The sequence below is a fragment of the Luethyella okanaganae genome (assembly GCF_042660285.1).
Classification (GTDB): domain Bacteria; phylum Actinomycetota; class Actinomycetes; order Actinomycetales; family Microbacteriaceae; genus Luethyella; species Luethyella okanaganae.
This window is the reverse complement of the sequence record NZ_JBHSTP010000001.1, coordinates 631,964-651,416: the sequence shown is the minus strand read 5'-3', so window position 1 is coordinate 651,416 and position 19,453 is coordinate 631,964. Positions and strand designations below refer to the sequence as shown.

The following is a 19,453-nucleotide window of genomic DNA, read 5'->3' as shown; positions in this document are numbered from 1 at the left end:
TCCTTCGTGGGCGATGGTTGACAGGTATGGAGGAGAGTCCAGCTCTCCGTCAGGCGATGTGCAGCATGACCTTGCTGCTGCCGGTGGAGCGATCGGCTGCCATGCGCATCGCGACGAGGGCATCATCGATCGGGAACGAGTGGGTCATCACCGGGGCGACGTCGAGTCCTTCGGCCATGGCCTGCACGGCGGTCGAGATCTCGTCGACGAACCGGTAGGAGCCTATCCACGTGATCTCCCGGGTCACCAGATCGCCCAGCACAGCCTCGGCGGGGCCGCCGGGAAGATTGCCGACCTGCACGACGGTGCCGCCGCGTGCCGCCGCCCGCAGGACGCCACCAAGCGCAGCGGTGGCCCCGGAGGCTTCGAACACGATCTCGGGGTCGCGCGGCAACTCGTCGCCGCGCGAGATGTCGCGCACCTCGTCGGCGCCCATGGCTGTCGCGACCTTCAAGGAGGCCGGACTCACGTCGGCTGCGATGACCCGTGCGGCGCCCGCGAACTTGAGCGCGGACACCACGAGGCACCCGATCGGGCCTGCGCCGTTGACCACGACCTCACGAGCCGACACGTCACCGGCACGCGAAACGGCATGCATAGCCACCGCAAGAGGTTCGGCGAGCGCACCGCGCTTCGTGTCGACCCCGTGGGGAAGGAGTCGCAGCTGATCGACCTTCACCCGCACACGCTCGCTGAAACCTCCGTCGGTGTGCGGGTCGAACGCCGCCGATCCGAAGTACCGCACATCGGGGTAGAGATTGGTACGACCCACGAGCCTGTCGGGAAGCACGCCAGACCCGACGAGTTCGGCAGGATGCACCGTGACCACCTGACCGAGGCGCCCTCGGTCGACACCATCGCCCACCTCCACGACATGGCCGGCGAACTCGTGGCCGAGCACCATGGGATGGCGGAGTGTCGCCGTCCCGGAGCGACCGCTCTTCCAGTATGAGAGGTCGGAGCCGCAGATGCCGCCCCATTCGACCGCGACCACGACCTCGCCCGCGGCCGGCTCGGGATCGGCGACCTCGTCGACCCTCAGGTCGTTCGGACCGTGTACGACGACGGCTTTCATCCGCATCCTCCAGAGACACGAGATCACGGCCCCGGACCTCGGGGCTGACGATCGCGGAAATCAGGGTGACCGCAGAGTAACCGACGAGCATCACGGCGAGCGCCCACCACGATCCTGTCACGGCGGTGAGGGTCGCAGCGAGCACCGGACCGATCGCGGTGGTCAGGATGCCACCGATCTCTTTGGCGAGAGCAAGCTGGGTGAAACGGTTTCGAGCGCCGAAGAGCTCGGCCATCGCCACGCTCTCGAGCGAGAACAGACCGAGAACCGCAAGGTTGAGGCCGAGGATCATCGCAATAGTGACAAGTGCCGTGTCACCGCTCGTGACCATGAGCATCATCGGCAACGCGTAGAGGATGCTGATGCTGGTGAGCGTGATGTAGAGCGGCCGTCGCCCGAAGCGGTCGCCGAGGAGCCCGACGAGCGGAACAGTGATGAAACCGAGGAGCGAACCCCACACGATCGCGTTCGTAGCGACCGACTTGTCCATCACCAGAGCCGTGGCGATGTAGCCGACGAGGAAGGTCTGGATGAGACCCGAGTTGCCGGCTTGTCCGAAGCGTAGGCCGAGGGCGATCAGGAAGGCCTTGCCCTTGCGCTGGTGCAGAGCGGTCTCGATCGTGCTCTTGTCTGACTCGGCAGCGGTGACGGCGAGTTGCTTGCGGGTCAGCGCGACCCCGTCCACGACGTCAGCGCGCTGTTCGAACACCGGGCTCTCCTTCACGGCGAGGCGGATCCACACTGCGAACAGAAGGAGAACGAAACTCGCGAGGAACGGGATACGCCAGCCCCACGAGATGAGATCCTCATCCGGCAGGACAGCGACGAGAAAAGCCCAGAGCGCGGATGCGCCGAGCGTGCCCGCGTTCGTTCCCAGCGAGACGAGCGACGAGATGAGACCGCGACGACGAGCCGGGGCGTACTCGGCGAGCATGACGGTCGCACCCGCGATCTCTGCGCCGGCACCGAAGCCTTGCAGAAGACGCAGGAAAACCAGCAGCGATGGGGCCAGCAGGCCGACCTGCGCGTAGGTCGGCAGCACTCCGATCAACGTGGTGGAGACGCCCATCAAGGCAATAGTGAGAAGCAGGACTCTCTTGCGACCGATGCGGTCGCCCATCCGTCCGAAGAAGACCGCCCCGAGGAGTCGTGCGACGTAGCCGACACCGTAGGTCGCCATGGCCGCTATGAGACCGACAGCTGGGTCGAACTCGGGGAAGAAGATGCGGTTGAACACGATTGCGGCGGCGAGCGAATAGAGCTGGAAGTCCATGAACTCCATGGCCGTGCCGAGCCAGCCCGAGACCGCGACTTTCGCGAGATCTCGCGTTGTGCGAGTGCCGTCCGGAACCATGGAGGATTTCTGCGTCTCAGCGGCGCGGATCATCTGGTGCTCCTGTGCGGTGATGAAAGATCTATGGGATGCGAGGATCGATGATCCCCAGAGACTGCTATACAAGCACTTGTATACTAGTCTGTCAAGGTCGACTACCATGAGGTCATGGCAAATCGCCCGACACTCCTCGCCCCCGGCGAATCGATCCGCGATCGCACGCTGCAACTGCTGCGGGCGCGGATCATCTCACTCGAACTCGCTCCGGGCGCCTCCCTGTCCGAGAACGAGCTCGCCGCGGAGCTCGGGATCAGTCGTACCCCAGTGCGCGAGAGCCTGATCCTCCTTCGCGAGGAAGGGCTGATACAGGTTTTCCCCCAGCTCGGCACCTTCGTCAGCCGGGTGGATCCCGGCCGCGTCGCCCAGGCCCAGTTCGTGCGGGAGGCCATCGAGTGCGCCTCACTACGCGAGGCAGAGACGGTCGACCCCGAGTCCCTGCAGGCGTTGCAAGCCAACATTCGCGAGCAGCACGCCGCGAACGAAGCCGGCGATATCGACGGCTTCTTCGCCCTCGACGAGGAGTTCCATCGCAGGCTGCTCCGAGCGACGGGGCATGAGAGCGCCTGGAACACCGTCAACGCCGCGAAGGCCCACCTCGATCGGGCACGCCGCCTGAGCCTCATCGACGCCCGTCCGGTCTCCTCACTGATCGAGCAGCACGCTCGTATCGTCGACGCCCTCTCCGAACAGGACACCACGAACGCCGTCGAGTCGTTGCGCGCGCATCTTCGAGCCGTCTTCGACGACGTGGAGCGAATCCGTCAGCGTTCGCCCGAGCTCTTCTCCGACGGTGGCGGGCTCAGGCCTGTACGCAGAACCCTCACCGTTCTCCCCTGACCTCGAACGGCCGCACCAGAGGTCGACACCGGATCGCGACACGGGCGGGATCCTGAGTTCGCGGCAATTCGAGTAGTGACCTCATCCGAACTCAGCCGACCCGAGGTAGATCTACCATCGGGCGGCGGCGATGCCGAGTCAGGTTTACCGCTTTACGTGTCGAGCGTGGAGCCCCGCTAGAAAACCTAACGAGGTACTACTGGTTGCCAGACGGGCAAACTGCAAGTTATTGTTCGTAATTAACGTTTATGGAGCAGTAATATTCACGCGCTACGGTCGACGATGAGAGGGTAGACGTGACGACGAGACTCGGCAATCACGGGGTGCGGTGCAAGGTGGCCGTGCCGGACTGGCGTGCTGCGATACACGCAGCAGGCGAGTTGATGGTGGCTTCCGGCGGGTGCGAACCCTCCTACGTGGCTGCGATGGAAGATGGCGTGGTCACGTATGGCCCTTACATCGTCATCGCCCCGGGAGTAGCGATTCCCCACGCCCGGCCCGAACGGGGCGTGCTCGCTCAGGGCACCGCCGTGGTGACCTTGGCACATGGTGTCGACTTCGGCGAAGAGTCCAACGATCCCGTCGACCTGATCATCGCCTTCACCGCGCACGACAAGGAAAGTCATCTGCAGACTCTGCAGACCCTCGTCGCCGTCCTCGGCGACGAGGTGACATTGACCCGCATACGGGCCGCGACAACCGAGGAACAGCTGGACGCGGCACTGCGCCGCGCGGAAACGGAGCTCACAGCATGATCACGATCACGACCGTCTGCGGCATGGGGCTCGGCACGAGCATGATGCTCGCGATGCAGGTTCGTCAGGTGCTGGAGAGCATCGGCGTGCAGGGCAAAGTCCATCCCATCGACCTGGGCTCGTTCAAGTCATCGCCGTCTGACATCGTCGTCACGACTCGTGCGATGGAGGCCCAGGTCTCTGGGACGACCGCGAAGGTCGTGGCCGTGGACAACCTCATCGACCGCTCCGAGATCGAAGCCAAAGTGCGTGCCGCTCTCGCCGAGCTCGACGACTGACCCAGATATCTCATGGATGCATTGAATTTTGTCGTAGCCCTCTTTCAGGTGCCAGCCGTCATCATCGGACTCATCGCCCTGATCGGCCTCCTGATACAGCGCAAACCCTGGGGCGACGTGGTGGCTGGCACGCTCAAGACCATGATCAGCCTGCTCATCGTTGCCGGCGGCGTCACGGTGCTGATCGCCAGCCTCGGTCCACTGCAGTCGATGTTCCAATTAGCGCTGCCAGTGGAGACGTTCGAGACCTTCGTCACTTTCGATGAGGCTGTCGTGAGCGCAGTGCAGACCGAAGACGTCGCCAACCTCGGCGCGATCATCGGCCTGACTCTTCTCTTCGGCTACGCGTTTCATCTGCTGCTCGCGCGTTTCACGCCGTTCCATTACGTCTACCTCACCGGGCACATGATCTGGGTGCACGCCGGTGCGTACTCCATCCTCTTCCACAGCCTGGGGCTCAACTTCGTGTGGACGATCGTTGCGGCGTCGTCACTCCTCGGCATCTACCTCACTCTCGCTCCGGCGCTCGCGCAGCCCTTCATGCGCAAGATCACCGGCGGCGACGACGTCGCGTTCGGTCACGGTCAGACCCTGCTCAACGTCGGCGTGGGTTACTTCGGCAAGCTCATCGGCGACCCCTCCAAGAGCACCGAGGACTACAAGCTGCCGACGCGGCTGAACTTCTTCCGCGACATCGCCGTCTCCACCACCCTCGTCATGCTCGTCGTGTCCTTCGTCGCCGGGACGATGGCGGTGATCGTGCTCGGCGCCGGCGAGTTCGAGACGCAGATCTCGGACGGCCAGAACTGGGCCGTGTTCACCCTCCTGACCGTGCTGGGCTTCACCGCCGGCATGTTGATCCTGCTCTACGGAGTGCGGATGCTCATCGGCGAGATCGTGCCTGCCTTCGAAGGCATCAGCCGTCGCCTGATTCCGAACGCACGGCCCGCTCTCGATGTTCCCGTGATCTTCCCATTCGCGCCGAACGCGCTGCTGGTCGGCCTGATCTCGGGTCTCATCGGACAGGTCGCCGGCATGATTGTCCTCGCTCTGATCGGTTGGCCTGTGCCGATCCCGAGCATCATCGTCGCCTTCTTCGCGTCCGGTGCGGGGGCGATCTTCGCGAACGCCATGGGCGGCCGTCGTGGCGCATGGGCGGGAGGCTTCCTCTGGGGTTTCGTCGGATGGTTCCTCATCTCCTACGCGTATAAGTTCCAGGTGTTCGGCGATCTGACCGCACTCGGCGCGCCCGCGCTCGGGTTCACCGTTCCTGATGCGCTTATCCCCGCGATCGTCGTCGACCTCATCGGCAAGCTTTTCGGATTCTGACTAGGAAGTAACAGTGACCACTCTCACCGACCGCTATCTCAACGAGACCATCGCTCTCATCGAGCGGATTCGCGACGAAGAGACTCCCGCCGTCGAGAAGGCGGCGGCGCTCATCGCCGACGTCCTGGAGGGAGGCGGACGATTGTTTGCCTTCGGGTGCTCGCATTCCTCCCTTCCTGTGCAGGACATCGTCTACCGCGCGGGCGGGCTCATGCTCGTGAATCCCGTGTTCGCCCCCGGCACCGCCGCCCTGGACACCCGGCCGACCACTCTCGGCTCCGCGATGGAACAGCTCCCCGGTGTTGCCGGCGCCGTCCTCGACAACTCGCCGATCCGAGCCGGCGATGCGCTCATCGTCGTGTCGGTGTCAGGACGCAACGCCGTCCCGATCGAAATGGCTGAACTCGCCCAGGAGAGGGGCGTCAAGGTCGTGGTACTCACCTCGCACGCGTACAGCGACGCTGTGACGTCGCGACACCCGTCGGGCCGAAAGGCGAAGGACTTCGCCAACGTCGTCCTCGACAACAAGGTCGACAAGGGCGACGCCGTACTCGATCACCCGGCAGTGCCTCAGAAGTTCACCCCTGCTTCAGGCGTCACCAGCACCGCCATCCTCCACATGCTCTCGGCGGCCATCATCGAGCAGTTGGCGGACCGAGGCGTGACCCCGCCCGTCTTCCTGGCGGCCAACGTGGACGGTGGCGCGGAGTGGAACGCCGCGCTCCTGGAGCAGAACGCGGCCCGGATCTTCTACCTCTGATCCATGGGTCGATGGTGGGGGCGGTGCTAGGGTCGGGAAGAATTGGGTTGCGTGGTCTTCGTCGGCCAGCAAGATGGTGAGCAAGGATCTTCATGAAAAGACCAGATCGGTTGAACCGGCTGCTCGAGCTGATCGCTGAGCGTCACACCCTTGAGGTCGACGAACTGCAGTCCGAGCTCGGTGTCTCGGCGGCGACCATACGGCGCGATCTCGATCACCTCGACGAGCAGCGCATGCTCACGCGCACGCGCGGAGGCGCGGTCGCCAACAACGTCGCCTACGATCTCCCCATCCGCTACAAAACGACGCGCAAGATCGGCGAGAAGCAGCGCATCGCGGCGGCGGCAGCGGAGCTGGTGCGTTCTGGAATGAGGATCGCGTGCAATGGCGGGACGACAACGACGGAGGTGGCGCGAGCGCTGACGATGCGCGACGACCTCGCCGCTGAAGACGGGACCGGGCCGACCATCACGATCGCCACCAACGCCGTCAACATCGCGAGCGAGCTCGCCGTGCGGCCCCAGGTCAAACTCGTGCTGACCGGCGGGGTGATGAGAACGCAGTCCTACGAGCTGGTGGGTTCCCTCGTCGACGCCGTCCTCGATCAACTGAACTTCGACCTGGCCATCGTCGGTGTGAACGGGATCGATCCGGTCCACGGCGCCAGCGCGGCCGACGAGAAGGAGGCGGCTGTGAATCGTCTGATGGCGTCTCGATCGGCCCGCGTCGTGATCGTCGCCGACAGCAGCAAGCTCGGGCTGACGGCGTTCGCAAACATCTGCACCGTGGAAGAAATCGATGTGCTCATCACCGATTCGGGTGCCGATGCCCGCATCATCGAGGAGTTCCGTCAGGCCGGCATCGAGACGGTCGTCGTGTGACCCGCGCTTTGCCGGCCTGACGGCGACCCGAGATCGTCAGTGTCGCGCCCACGCCCACATCCGCGCCCTCGCTCCGGTCGCGATCCTTCGCGTGGTCGAGATGCACCGACACGGACCCACATAGATCGTCTCGTGCGAGACCGGCCGTGTTGCATTGTCGGGGGTTCCGCAGGTCGATGCAACACGCGCAACGACTCGTTAGGCGCATATTCTTGACAGAAATTGCTCAAAAGTGTTCGATATAATCGAAATCGAGCATTAATGAGTAGTTCGAGGAGTGTCACGGTGAGACGACTACGTTCAGGTATGTGGCTCGGAAGCGGGGTGATGGCTTCGGCCCTCGTTCTCACCGGCCTCTCGATCGGCGGCGTTACGTACGCCTATGACCGCGAAACACTGGCGGCGGCGCAGCCGTCTCCAGTCTCGACGCAGCAGTCGCGCACGTCGTGGCGTTTGGTTGCCGCGGAGACATTCAAGACGGACCCGGAGGTCAGCCAAGCACCGTGGGTTCGTGACCCGCATGGCCCCGACAGCCCGTGGCACGTCGACCACCTCGACGACGACGGCGAGTTCTTCACGGTGCGGGGCGGTTCTGAGTTTGAGCGGCATCTTGCCGGTGCCGACATCTTGCGGAAGCGGGTTCAGTTCGGGGATGGCGGATGGCTCACGGCAGAACTGGCTGCACGCGATGCAGACAAGGATGGTCAACCGGAAGGCGCCCCGACTTTCACAGCTGAACACGGAGCAGGCGTCATCGACGAGCCGAGCCACGACTCCGGTCTGATCATCCGCAGCACCGAACCGCTCCCTGAGCAATACCGCATCGAGTATCGCTTGCGCGGGATCGAGTTCGGAGGCAAGCGCGACGGCACGTTCGAGTACGACGGCAAGATCAACGGCTACGAGCCGACAGGATGCAAGACCAACTGGCCTTGGAAGCGGACGGGCGCTCTCGACGGGCCCGCGGACCGTTGCAACGCCAACTTCGACGACGTTCGGTCCCAGAACGGCTATTACTTCTTGTCGATCATGGACTACGCAAAGCCAGCGCCGCATAACAACGTCTTCATCCACAACCATCGCAAGGTCGGCATGGATGCCTACAACGTAAACGGCCCGTGGGCTCGAGCGTTTTCTGTCTGCAACCCCAGCACCGGCCAGAAGTTGAACTACCTTGACAGCACGGCCAACGGAGTCAACGAGATCTTCTTCGACGGCTCGCGCTACCGCGACCCGAGCATCGGATACAACGAGTTCATCATGCCGACGGAATGTGGCCTGGAGGATGGGGCCACGCCTCGCGAGAATATTGTCTCGGCTGCGGAGATCAAGCCGGAGATCATGCCCAGAAAGACCTACACGTTCGCAATCGAGCGCACGGCCACCAGCTACATCGTGGAGATGTCTGGCGAGTTCAAATACATCGGTAAGACCACCCTGCGGTACGAGCGCGACTTCGTCGAGGATGGCACCCCCATCTGGCACTACAACCAGAGAACCGACGAATACGACGGTCAGTTCAACACTACGCTCACCTTCGACGGACCTTACGGCAGCTATACCCGTGAGCAATGGCCAGCCGGGTCCGCCTACCCCGACAACTTCGTCATTGGCGATCCCCACATGAACTACTACGAGGGGTCAGCAGTGATCGACGACATCCGGCTTTATGTTCCCCGACACGCCCAGGCCGGAGCGAACCGATGACTATGCCCAGCCTTGCGACAACGCCTGTGCTGCGCTCTCGCGCCGCGAGTCGAGGAGATCCGCGGCCGCACCGACAGCGTCGGCATCTTCACGAATCGCGACGCGATCATCCGCCTCGTCGGCGCGGTCCTAGCCGAGCAGACCGACGAATGGGTCGAAGGCCGCCGCTAGCTCGGACTCGAGATCCTCGCCAAGTCCCGCCTCAGTCTCGTCCCCAACACAGGAAGCAAGGTGAGCGCCGACCGAAGGACACCGCGCTACATCACGTTCCGAGGCTTGACCCACTGCTCGACGTCTTCGTCGATGAATACAACCGCCGCCGCACCTTAGTTTCTGAGACCAGCATCTCGAGCTAATGACGCGCTTGTCGACTAAAATTCATGCGCAAATCTGTCCGCTCTCAGGCTCGGCCTTCTCAGACTCGGCCGCGGCCCGATCGGTGTCGCTCCAGAGTTCCTGTGGTTTCTTGATGGTTGTGCTCACTTGGTAGCGATAGGCATCGCCTGGAGATACTTCACGGTCCCGGAACGAGTTCTCCTGAATGGTGGCTACGAGATGTCCGTCGCGCGAAACCTCATACTCACCGCTCACAGACACGTCGGGCCATGAAAGATCCCGTGCCTGGGCGGTCCTCGCTTAGGTTGCCGCCGTGGTCCTGAGTTCAGTCGACATTCACATCATGTCCGTAATCCCAGCCTGATTCGGGCCAGGTCTCCCACTACCTCTCTCGGAGACCACGGTGTTTCGCACAGTAGCGGGAAGATCATCCTCATCACGTGACGCTAAACACGAGAATGAAAAAGTTGTCTCAGCGTGGCGTGATGAGTCTGCTCAGGAATTACCTAATGCCGAGGGCTGTCTGAGCCCTAAGTAGTGTGCGGCGCGCAACTTCACTAGCTTTCTCAGCGCCGTCTTGCAGGATTCGGTCGAGCTCGGCCTCGTCTGCCCGCAGGGCTTCGTATCGTTCTCGGATGGGTTCAGTGGTGGAAACTATGCTGTCGGCAACCGTTTCTTTCAGCTTTCCATACGATTCTCCGGCGACGCGGCGCAATGCTTCGTCGAAACTTAGGTGGTCAAAGGACGCCAGTATCTCGACAAGGTTTCTGACACCCGCAGAGAGTGCCTCGGAATCGGCCTCAACGTAATCTCCGCTGTCGGTTACGGCTCGAGCAATTCGCTTGCGAATCACGGACTCAGAGGACAGCAAACCAATCGAATGATTTGGGTGGATGACAGCGTCCGTCTTGCTCATTTTCTTGTCGGGATCATCTAAGCCCATGATTCGAGCACCCGTCAGGGGCACACGGGCCCTAGGCAAGACAAATGTTTCGCCGTGTACTGCATTGAACTTCTGCGCGATATCTCGAGTCAACTCGATGTGTTGTCTTTGGTCGTCTCCGACAGGAACAATCTCGGTGTCGTAGAGCAAGATATCCGCAGCTTGAAGCACCGGATAAACGAGGAGACCGGCCTCAATCGAATCCGTTTGTCCGGACTTTCCCTTAAATTGGGTCATCCGCTGCAACGCCCCGAGCGGAGTGGAACAAGTCAGCAACCACATGAGCTCTGAGTGTTCGGGAACTTGTGATTGGACGAAAATAGTCGCTCGGCTGGGATCTATTCCACAAGCTACGTAAAGCGCGGCAACGTCTCGTGCTCGCGACGCAACGGTTGAGCCTGTGGCTTTCCGGGTGCTGGTGAGAGCGTGCAGATCAACAATGCAAAAAAAACAATCGTAATCATCGAGCATCTCGACCCACTGGCCGAGCGCACCGACGAAGTTACCAATATGCAGGTCCCCGGACGGCTGCACCCCGGAAAGGACTCTAGGCCGCGTCTTTTCGGTAGTCACGTATGATCTTTCGGTCTTGCTGTCGAACGAACTAGGCAGTCATTCTTTTCCAGGACCTCGAAGTTCGCATCGTCAACGCAGTCACCGGCGAACTCCTGCGAGAGCTCACGATCAATCCAAACAAGGACTACCAAACCAGAAAATGACGAACAGCCGAACCCATTTGTAGGTTCGGCTGTCCGGGATGTCCCGAGACATCACATGGTTGCGGGGACAGGATTTGAACCTGCGACCTCTGGGTTATGAGCCCAGCGAGCTACCGAACTGCTCCACCCCGCGGCACAAGAATCCACACTACCACACGGCGCGAGCCACAGCGAATCGAAACCGGCTCGGCCCGAAACGCGCTCTTCGCCCGTCGAAGACTGACCCGCGATCACGAGCCATTCAGCCATTCAGCAGCGTGATCATCGCGGAGAGCGTCTCGGCGAGCTTGGCGTCCGCGACGCCATAAGCAGCCCAGTTACCGGCCGCCAGAGCAGCCTGCTTGTCAGCGAGCGCCTGCTTGGCGATATTGAGCAGGCTCTTGACCTTGGCGTCCGTCGCGGGATCCCCGGTGGAAGGCGCTCCGGCGCCGGTGCCCGTCCCCGGTGCGACGGGCGTCGTCGTTCCCGCCCCGTTCGGCGTAGCAGTGTCGCCCGCCTGAGCACCCGAGTCGCCGCCGAAGAGCACGTCGAGCGCCTGATCGAGGGTGTCCTGGAACGCAATCTGGTCGCCGAAGGCCACGAGCACCTTCTGCAGCAGCGGATAGCTCGTGTTCCCCGTCGACTGCACGAAGACAGGCTGCACGTAGAGCAGGCCACCGCCGACAGGGAGCGTCAGCAGGTTGCCGTTGCGCACCTTCGACTGGCCCTGTTTCAGCAGGTTCAGCGTGGCTGAGACACTCGGATCACTGTTGAACTGGTTCTGCACCTGGCCGGGGCCAGGCACGGTATCGTCCTTCGGCAGGGTCAGCAGACGCAGCTTTCCGTAGTCGTCTGCGCGCTTACCGTCTTTTGCGCCAGCATCAGCATCGACCGCGAGGTAGCCGGTAAGCACGTTGCGACTCGTCTCGCCCTTCTGATCGGGAATGAACGTCGAGTACAGCGAGAACGATGGCTGATCCTGGCCGGGCATCTGCATCGTCAGGTAGTACGGCGGCTGCAGGGTCGCGGTCGTCGACGGCAGCGTCGGGTCGTTCGGCGTCGTCCAGGCGTCGTCCTTCGAATAGAAGGAACCCGGGTCGGTCACATGGTACTGGCCGAGAACCGCACGCTGCATCTTGAACAGGTCCGCCGGGTAGCGCACGTGACTCATGAGAGCGCCGGACATGTCGCTCATCGGCTTGAGGGCCGACGGGAAGATCTTCTGCCAGGTCTTCAGCAGCGGGTCCTCGTCGTCCCACGAGTACAGGGTGACCTTGCCATCGTAAGCGTCGACCGTCGCCTTGACGGAGTTGCGCACGTAGTTGACCTGGTCGACCGCGAAAGGCTGCGTCGCGGTCTCGGTGTCTGTGATCGTCTCGCTCATGCTGACCTTGGTCGAGTATGGATAGTTCTCGGATGTCGTATAGCCGTCGACGATCCAGACGATCCGCCCGTCGACGACCGAGGGATAGATGTCGGAGTCGAGCGTCAGATACGGCGCGACCTTCTGCACCCGGTCGAGCGGGCTGCGATCGTAGAGGATCTGCGAGTTGTCGTTGACGGAGTCGGAGAGGAAGATCTGCTCCGACTGGAACTTGAGGGCGTAGATGAGCTTCTTGAAGACGTTGTCGAGCTTGGGACCCCCTTCGCCGGAGAACGTCGTATACGTCTGCTGCTCGCCGTCGCCGCCAGACGGGTAGTCGAGCTCGACGGGCTTGGCACCGTCAGGTGCGCCCACGACCGAGTACAGCGGAGAATCCTCACCGAAGTACACCCGCGGTTCGAAGTCGCCGAGAGCGCCGGTCGTCGGGATGCCTGACTCGAGGAACACCGGCTGGCCGTCGGCCGAACGCTGATTGCCGTACGCCGCAACCACGCCGTAGCCGTGTGTATAGACGATTGTCTTATTCACCCAGGTCTGCGCGTCGCCAAGGCCGCTCAAACGCAGATCGCGCACCGCGACCACGGTGTCCTGGCTCTTGCCGTCGATCAAGTATCGGTCGACGTCGAGATCCTGCGGAAACTGGTAGTACTGCCGGAATTGCTCGAGCTGAGCGAAGGAGTCGCTCACGATCGCCGGATCGAGGATGCGGATGTTAGCCGTCGTCTTCGCGTCGGCGCGCAACGCCCCCGGTTCGGCGTTCGTGGTCGCGTTGTAGGGGATCTCTTCGACACCGGCTACACCATACGCGTCCCGGGTGAGGTCGATATTGCGCTGGATGTACGGTGCCTCGAGCGATTTGGCACTGGGGTCGACCTGGAAACGCTGCACGACCCACGGATAGAGAGAGCCGATCAACAGACTCGACACGATGAGGAGCACGGTTCCGACGACCGGAAGGCGCCAACGACCGACGACAGCCGTGACGATGAAGAGCACGGCGACGACCGTGGCGATGCCTGCGAGGATGGCGCGGCCGGGGATCGTCGCGTTGACATCGGTGTAGCCCGCTCCCGTGATGAGCCCGTTGTTGTCAGTGACGGTCGAGTACTGGTCGAGCCAGATGCTCGCGGCCTGCAAAAGCAGGTAGATGCTCGCCGTCACGGCGATCTGCACACGCGCGGACTTGGAGATGAGCACCTCCCGCCCACTAACCCGCATCGCCCCGTAGAGGTATGAGGTCGCGACGGCCAGGATGCCTGAGACGAGGACGACTGCCGAGGCGAAGCCGAGCAGAGCATGGTAGAACGGCAGGTCGAAGAGGTAGAAGGAGATGTCGAAGCCGAACTGAGGATCGGTCTTCCCGCTCGGCGTGCGGTTCAGCCACATCAGGCTCGTCTGCCAGCGGGAGGAGGACGAGACTCCGGCGAAGAGCCCGAGCAGAGCAGGGATGCCGTACATCGCGAGACGGCGCAACGGCTCGATGACCTGCTGATAGCGGTCGAGCTGCGAGTTCAGCTTGGCGTAGACGGGACGCGAGCGATAGGCGATTTGGATGCCCAGCCACACGGGGAGAGCCATCGCGAGGAAACCGGTGAAGAACAGGACCACGCCAGCAGCCCACTGCGTGGTGAGCACGTTGAGGAAGCCGAGTTGGTCGTACCAGAGCACATCGGTGTACAGGCCTGCGAACAGGAAGAACGCCACGGCGAGTCCCGCGACGATCGCCACGGTGATGGCGAGCGGGGCTCTGCTTCGTCGGGGGGATCCTTCGGCTGCTGGAGAAGTCACGTAGGCCTCTTGCTCTTCGAATTAGGGACGACTACCTATCCTAGGCAACCATGGCTGATCCTAGACAACCATGGCTGTGAGCAGGTGATGTTCGCGGTCAACCGACGGAACAGCGGGGTAGTGCGCTCGTATCCGCTCCGCCCGCTATCGCGTCGAGAGCCGCGACGGAGTCGTCGAGGGTCTTGACGGCGAAGACGGTCAGACCGTCTGGGACGTGTCCGGTCACCTCGTCGCAGTTCGACGCGGGGGCGAGGAACCAGTCGGCGCCGGCATTCTTCGCGCCGTACATCTTCTGCCGGATGCCGCCGATGGCGCCCACACTGCCGGCCGAGTCGATCGTGCCGGTTCCTGCGACGTTCTCACCGCCGTTCAGCTCCCCCGGGGTGAGCTTGTCCACAATGCCGAGCGCGAACATCATGCCGGCACTCGGACCACCGACGTTGTCGAGCTGGATGTCGACGGCGAAAGGAAAGGAGTAGTCCATCGAGACCTTGACGTCGAGCACGATGGCGTCCCCCCTCTCCACCGGCGTCGCCTGCACTGTGAGCGTATGATCACCACGAAGGATACCGAGGGTGGCTGGAGCGTCGGTGCCGTTCGCCGCGAGCGCGGTGCGGAAGGCGGCGAGGTCGTGCACCGCCTCGCCGTTCACCGAGAGAACCTCGTCATCGGCTCGCAGGATGCCCGCCGAGGGCGAGCCATCCGGCAAGGTCACGATCTTGACGTTGCGCGGAAAGTCATAGCCGAGATAGACGAGGGCTGCAGCGATCGCATCCTTCTGCGAGTTGACCATCGCGACCTGGTTGGCCCTGTTGCGCTGCTCGACGGTGACATCGGGGGGAAAGACCTGATCGATCGGGAGGACGGCCTTGCTCGAGTCGGACCAGGCGCCGAGGACGTCGAACCAACTGAAACGCTGCCCAGGGTTGCCGACGACGGATACCGTGAGCAGGTCGAGGGATCCCGCGGTCGGGTAGGTGGGCTCATCGGGGATCGTGACGAGGGGTACCTGTGCCCCGTCATGATCGGCGGTGCCGAGCGTGTTGTAGACCGGACCGGGCTGCTCGATCACATACGGCGCCGGAGCGACCCCGAGGATGACACCGATCGCGAGTGCGACGAAAAGGATGAGCCAGCCTCTGTTCCGGCGATGACCCGGAACCTCAACGGTGCTGTCGCTGAACAGTGCCACCGCGATCCTTTCCCTGCGTCCGCACGCTGTTCGCGACAGGCGGACAGCAGAACCCCCTAGCCTAGGGCATTTCCCATCGAAGCCAGAGAATCTCGGGCTAGCGTAGAGACAAGCAACTGAGAGGTGGCTGAAGTGGCCGACAACGCCCACCCCGGAGACGACTCCGACGACATGAATCCCGAGGATCATGAACCGAGCGACGAGTTCCGGGACATGTTGCGTGACATCCTGTCCGGCAACTCCTCGGTCGACCCGAGCCAGCTGGCCGGAGCCGCCGGCCTGCCCGACGACCCGGCGAGCGTCGCCGCACTCGTGAACCAACTGCAGAACGCGCTCCGCTCCAGCGACGACGGCATCAGCTGGGGGCTCGCACTCAAGCAGGGCGAGGACAGGGCGTCCGCTACGCAGCTCTCGGTGACCGACGAGCAGCGTACCCAGTTGGAGCAGGCCTTTCATATCGCCGCGCTCTGGCTCGACGAGGTCATCACGGTGAGCGAGCTCACGGTCGAGCCCCGGCTCATGAGCCGCAAGGAGTGGGTGACGGCGACGATGTCCGTTTGGACGCAACTCGCGGAGCCCGTGGCCACGAGCATCTCCGACTCGCTCACCCGTGTCATCACCGAGCAGGCGCCTGAGGAGTTCCACGACATGGTCGCGAACGCCAGCCAGGTGATGCGCTCGATCGGAGGCACTCTCTTCGCCATGCAGCTCGGCCAGGTCGTTGGGCAGCTCGCGAGCGAGGTCGTCTCGGGTGGCGACGTCGGCATCCCGCTGCTCGGAGAGCAGCAGGCCGCACTCCTGCCCCAGAACGTCGGCGAGTTCGGCGAGGGACTCGATATCCCGGCCGACCAGGTGCAGATCTATCTCGCCGTGCGCGAACTCGCTCACGCACGTCTGTTCCGGCATTCGCGCTGGCTGCGGTTGCACCTCATCACCTCGATCACGGAATTCGCGCGCGGCATCAGTATCGACACCGAACGACTCGAGGAGCTCGCCGAAGGATTCGATCCGTCGAACCCGGAGGAGTTGCGTCAAGCCATGGTCGACGGGACCCTCATTCCGCCGAAGAGCGAGGCCCAGCTCGCAGCGCTCGCACGACTTGAGACGATGCTCGCTCTCATAGAGGGCTGGGTCGATGTCGTGACGGCGCAGGCGACCAATCGACTGCCGAAGACCGTGGCGATCGCCGAGATGGTCCGTCGACGCCGCGCGTCCGGCGGACCAGCCGAGTCGGCGTTCGCGACCCTCGTCGGCCTCGAGCTGAGACCGCGTCGTCTGCGCGACGCCGCCACCATGTGGCAGGCGGTGACGGATGCCGTCGGAGCGGCGGCACGCGACGCCCTGTGGGCGCACCCCGACATACTGCCGACGGCAGAGGACCTCGACGATCCGCAGACGCTCGTCGCACGGCTGACGAGTGCTGCTGAGAGCGGGGAGGCCGTGCTCGACGATTTCGACCAGGCGCTCGAAGAGCTGTTGCGCGAGGACGGCCCAGAACGGCCGGTCGACCCCGACGATCCGAGCGGCCCGTCCAACTCATCCGATCCGGTGGATTGACGCCGCCGACGGAACCGGCGGCCTCTGTCCCTGTGGATAACTTCGGGCACCTCCTGCGCGACTGAGGCATCCTGCTCGCATGGTTTTGTCGCTCGATCCCCGCTATCCGGTCGTCTGGCGCACGCCCGACTCGCTCCAGTTCGGCGTCGACAGAGCCCTCGTCACCCTCACCGGGGTGACGGCGGCCGACGAGCGGGTGATCGCGGCCCTGAGACTCGGGCTGCACCGCGCCTCCCTCGACTACCTCGCCGGAGCCGTCGGAGTCCCCCGCGCCGAAGTCGACCGTCTGATCGACGTGCTCGCCCCCGCCATCGTCGAAACCGCGCGGCCCCCTGAACCGATGAGCGACCGCTCGGTCCTCGTCGACGGCACCGGGCCGACCGCCGACCGGGTGCGCACCTTTCTCGACGGTGTCGGCATCCGGCCGTTCGACCAGGCGGCGCGGCAGACACCCGCGCTCGTCGTGCTCGTCGCCTCCCACGTCGTCCCTCCTCGTCGTTATGGGCGCTGGCTCCGCCGCGACGTGCCCCACGTCCCGATCGTCTTCGGAGACACCGGGGTGCGGATCGGCCCGCTCGTCGAACCTGGTCTCGGACCCTGCCTCTACTGTCTCGAGCTTCAGCGCACCGACGCCGACCCGGCATGGCCCGCGATAGCCTCGCAACTGCTCGACAGCACCGCCGCCGCTGAGACGCAGCGCACCAGCCTCGCCGCGGCTTCACGGGCGACAGAACTCGTGCTCGAACGGCTCACGACCACACGGAGAAGCCTGACCGAGGCATCCGTGTTCCTGGATGCCGAGTCCGGCGAGACTATGATCCTCGAACACCGGCCGCACGAGGAGTGCGGATGCCGATCTCCGACAGGAAACGCGAACGATCCCTTTGACCCCGGCGTTGCAAGCCGGTCGCAGCCCAACTCAGCGTGAGCCGGCTCCGGGCGCGGGTGATGCCTACGTACAGCAGCCGGCGTTCCTCGTCGATCTGCTCGAACGTGGTCGCGTAGCTGATCGGCACAAGTCCCTCGCTCATCCCCACGACGAAGACGCTCTCCCATTCGAGTCCTTTGGCGGAGTGCAAAGTCGCGAGCGTCACGGCAGACACTGTCGGTTCGTGCTGACCAGCCTCGCGCTCCAGGAGTTCGTCGGTGAACTGCCGAAAGGTCGTGCCTGGCGCCGTCTGATCGACGAGCCCCATGATCGCGTTGAGCGACTCCCAGCGGTCTCGCACGGCCCCGCGTGCTTCGGGAGGCTGCTGGCTCCAGCCCAGGCCGCGCAGCACATCGCTCACCGACTTGAAGAGCGGCTCTCCCGAGATCGAGACGGATGCCGCCCGTAGCGACATGACCGCCTGCCGAACCTCCGACTGTTCGAAGAACCGCTTGGCCCCACGGATCTGGTAGCTCACCCCGACATCGCCGAGTGCGGTCTCGATGGCTGCCGCCTGCACATTCACCCGGTAGAGCACGGCGATGTCCTCGGGGCGCTCCCCCGCCTCGATCAACTCCAGGATCTGCTGGGCGATGCCACGCGCCTCGGCCAGGTCGCTCGCATACTCGCGCACCGAGACCCCTGAACCGGGCGGTGAATCGAGTCGCGACGCCGCCGCATGCAGCACGAGCGCGCCCGGTCTGCCACGCATGAGCCGATTGGCCGCGGCCACGATCGAGGGAGTCGAGCGATAGTTCTGCTCGAGTCGCACGATCGTGGCGTCCGCATAGCGCGCTGGGAACTCGAGCAGGTATTCCGCCCGAGCCCCAGCGAATGAGTAGATGGTCTGACTCGCATCGCCGACGACACACAGATCGCGGCGGTCTCCGAGCCACAGGCCGAGCAACTGGTGTTGCAACGGGGAGACGTCCTGGAACTCGTCGACGACGAAGAAACGATACTGCTCGCGCACCTGCAGCGCGACGGACGGCTCCTGCTCGATCATGCCAGCCATCGCGAGGAGCACATCCTCGAAGTCGAGCTGACGTCGCTCGTCTTTGAGGTCCTCGTATGCCTGCTGCAATGCGACGCTCTGCTCGGCATCGAGCGTTCCCGGCGCTCCCCGTTGCGCGAGCGTCGCGGCGTAGCGTTCCAGCGAAAGGCCGCTGACCTTGCGCCATTCGATCTCGCCCGCGACATCTCGCAACGTCGCGGTGTCGATCTTGAGTGCGAGGCGTTCGGCGGCGTGGCCGAGCAAGCGTGCCTTGTTGTCGAGGATCGTCGGCGTCTGGCTGCCGACGACCTGCGGCCAGAAGTAGTTGAGCTGCGAGAGCGCTGCCGCATGGAAGGTCCGGGCCGAGACGCCGGACGCCCCAAGCTGTCGCAGACGGCCACGCAGTTCGGCAGCGGCTCGCGTCGTGAACGTGAGCGCCATGACCCTGTTCGGCGCATAGGCTCCGCTCGCGATGCCGTAGGCGATGCGGTGGGTGATCGCCCGGGTCTTTCCGGTTCCGGCGCCCGCGAGCATGCACACCGGCCCGATGAGGGCCTCCGCCGCCACTCTCTGCTGCTCGTCGAGCCCGGCCAGGAGCACGTCAGTCGTCGTCATCAG

General features: G+C 63.7%; 14 protein-coding genes, 1 tRNA gene and 3 pseudogenes. 10 read left to right on the top strand and 8 right to left on the bottom strand.

Features of this window, described 5'->3' with window-relative positions:
* Positions 1–49 precede the first annotated feature (49 nt).
* The 3 genes and pseudogenes from ACFQB0_RS02915 to ACFQB0_RS02905 all read right to left on the bottom strand — a co-directional run.
* Entirely contained in the window at positions 50–598 is a 549-nt protein-coding gene (locus tag ACFQB0_RS02915; protein WP_386729614.1) for a zinc-binding dehydrogenase, read from the bottom strand.
* Between the two features lie 111 nt (positions 599–709).
* Positions 710–1,075: pseudogene (locus ACFQB0_RS02910) on the bottom strand (alcohol dehydrogenase catalytic domain-containing protein); the annotation flags it as partial.
* Positions 1,076–1,100: 25 nt separating this feature from the next.
* Positions 1,101–2,429 (bottom strand): annotated as a pseudogene (locus ACFQB0_RS02905) (MFS transporter); the annotation flags it as partial.
* A gap of 147 nt (positions 2,430–2,576) precedes the next feature.
* On the opposite strand from ACFQB0_RS02905, the gene ACFQB0_RS02900 reads away from it, so the two are divergent.
* The 8 genes and pseudogenes from ACFQB0_RS02900 to ACFQB0_RS02865 form a co-directional block, all read left to right on the top strand.
* Positions 2,577–3,305 carry a GntR family transcriptional regulator gene (locus ACFQB0_RS02900; RefSeq protein WP_386727367.1) on the top strand — a complete coding sequence of 243 codons (729 nt, stop codon included), beginning with the start codon at positions 2,577–2,579 and terminating at the stop codon, positions 3,303–3,305.
* Between the two features lie 296 nt (positions 3,306–3,601).
* Positions 3,602–4,060, top strand: coding sequence for a PTS sugar transporter subunit IIA (locus tag ACFQB0_RS02895; RefSeq protein WP_386727364.1), 459 nt, complete (start codon positions 3,602–3,604; stop codon positions 4,058–4,060).
* Entirely contained in the window at positions 4,057–4,338 is a 282-nt protein-coding gene (locus ACFQB0_RS02890) for a PTS sugar transporter subunit IIB (protein ID WP_386727361.1), read from the top strand. Before ACFQB0_RS02895 ends, ACFQB0_RS02890 begins: the two co-directional genes overlap by 4 nt.
* Before the next feature lie 12 nt (positions 4,339–4,350).
* Entirely contained in the window at positions 4,351–5,667 is a 1,317-nt protein-coding gene (locus tag ACFQB0_RS02885; RefSeq protein ID WP_386727359.1) for a PTS ascorbate transporter subunit IIC, read from the top strand.
* Positions 5,668–5,680: 13 nt separating this feature from the next.
* The gene (locus ACFQB0_RS02880; RefSeq protein WP_386727356.1) at positions 5,681–6,427 is read left to right on the top strand and encodes a sugar isomerase domain-containing protein; all 747 of its coding nucleotides are present in this window, start codon (positions 5,681–5,683) and stop codon (positions 6,425–6,427) included.
* A 92-nt stretch (positions 6,428–6,519) separates the two neighbouring features.
* Positions 6,520–7,308, top strand: a complete 789-nt coding sequence (locus tag ACFQB0_RS02875; protein WP_386727354.1) for a DeoR/GlpR family DNA-binding transcription regulator — start codon at positions 6,520–6,522, stop codon at positions 7,306–7,308.
* 327 nt (positions 7,309–7,635) lie between these two features.
* Positions 7,636–9,015: a hypothetical protein gene (locus tag ACFQB0_RS02870; RefSeq protein WP_386727353.1), complete on the top strand. Its 1,380-nt coding sequence runs from the start codon at positions 7,636–7,638 to the stop codon at positions 9,013–9,015.
* 54 nt (positions 9,016–9,069) lie between these two features.
* Positions 9,070–9,345 (top strand): annotated as a pseudogene (locus ACFQB0_RS02865) (transposase); the annotation flags it as partial.
* A 508-nt stretch (positions 9,346–9,853) separates the two neighbouring features.
* On the opposite strand, the gene trpS reads toward ACFQB0_RS02865, so the two are convergent.
* The 4 genes from trpS to ACFQB0_RS02845 form a co-directional block, all read right to left on the bottom strand.
* On the bottom strand, positions 9,854–10,867 hold the full coding sequence (gene trpS, locus ACFQB0_RS02860) for a tryptophan--tRNA ligase (RefSeq protein ID WP_386727351.1): 1,014 nt from the start codon (positions 10,865–10,867) through the stop codon (positions 9,854–9,856).
* A gap of 202 nt (positions 10,868–11,069) precedes the next feature.
* Positions 11,070–11,146, bottom strand: a tRNA-Met gene (locus ACFQB0_RS02855).
* Between the two features lie 108 nt (positions 11,147–11,254).
* A complete protein-coding gene (locus tag ACFQB0_RS02850; protein ID WP_386727348.1) occupies positions 11,255–14,164 on the bottom strand; it encodes a UPF0182 family membrane protein in 2,910 nt (969 codons plus the stop codon).
* Between the two features lie 97 nt (positions 14,165–14,261).
* Positions 14,262–15,356 (bottom strand): YlbL family protein, encoded by a 1,095-nt coding sequence (locus tag ACFQB0_RS02845; protein WP_386727346.1) that lies wholly within the window; start codon positions 15,354–15,356, stop codon positions 14,262–14,264.
* Between the two features lie 171 nt (positions 15,357–15,527).
* Between ACFQB0_RS02845 and ACFQB0_RS02840 the strand changes: the two genes are divergently transcribed.
* Positions 15,528–16,913 carry a zinc-dependent metalloprotease gene (locus ACFQB0_RS02840; RefSeq protein ID WP_386729612.1) on the top strand — a complete coding sequence of 462 codons (1,386 nt, stop codon included), beginning with the start codon at positions 15,528–15,530 and terminating at the stop codon, positions 16,911–16,913.
* 79 nt (positions 16,914–16,992) lie between these two features.
* On the top strand, positions 16,993–17,841 hold the full coding sequence (locus tag ACFQB0_RS02835) for a hypothetical protein (RefSeq protein ID WP_386727343.1): 849 nt from the start codon (positions 16,993–16,995) through the stop codon (positions 17,839–17,841).
* Here the strand turns inward: ACFQB0_RS02835 and ACFQB0_RS02830 are convergent.
* Positions 17,726–19,450 (bottom strand): ATP-dependent helicase, encoded by a 1,725-nt coding sequence (locus tag ACFQB0_RS02830; RefSeq protein WP_386727341.1) that lies wholly within the window; start codon positions 19,448–19,450, stop codon positions 17,726–17,728. The genes ACFQB0_RS02835 and ACFQB0_RS02830 overlap by 116 nt on opposite strands.
* Positions 19,451–19,453 lie beyond the last annotated feature (3 nt).

What these genes read in the sequence shown, in the direction of transcription:
- ACFQB0_RS02890 (WP_386727361.1), top strand. Translation starts at nt 4,057, where the DNA reads ATGATCACGATCACGACCGTCTGCGGCATGGGGCTCGGCACGAGCATG.
- ACFQB0_RS02835 (WP_386727343.1), top strand. Translation starts at nt 16,993, where the DNA reads ATGGTTTTGTCGCTCGATCCCCGCTATCCGGTCGTCTGGCGCACGCCC.
- ACFQB0_RS02830 (WP_386727341.1), bottom strand. Translation starts at nt 19,450, where the DNA reads ATGACGACGACTGACGTGCTCCTGGCCGGGCTCGACGAGCAGCAGAGA.
- ACFQB0_RS02885 (WP_386727359.1), top strand. Translation starts at nt 4,351, where the DNA reads ATGGATGCATTGAATTTTGTCGTAGCCCTCTTTCAGGTGCCAGCCGTC.
- ACFQB0_RS02900 (WP_386727367.1), top strand. Translation starts at nt 2,577, where the DNA reads ATGGCAAATCGCCCGACACTCCTCGCCCCCGGCGAATCGATCCGCGAT.
- ACFQB0_RS02915 (WP_386729614.1), bottom strand. Translation starts at nt 598, where the DNA reads ATGCATGCCGTTTCGCGTGCCGGTGACGTGTCGGCTCGTGAGGTCGTG.
- ACFQB0_RS02840 (WP_386729612.1), top strand. Translation starts at nt 15,528, where the DNA reads ATGAATCCCGAGGATCATGAACCGAGCGACGAGTTCCGGGACATGTTG.
- ACFQB0_RS02870 (WP_386727353.1), top strand. Translation starts at nt 7,636, where the DNA reads ATGGCTTCGGCCCTCGTTCTCACCGGCCTCTCGATCGGCGGCGTTACG.
- ACFQB0_RS02875 (WP_386727354.1), top strand. Translation starts at nt 6,520, where the DNA reads ATGAAAAGACCAGATCGGTTGAACCGGCTGCTCGAGCTGATCGCTGAG.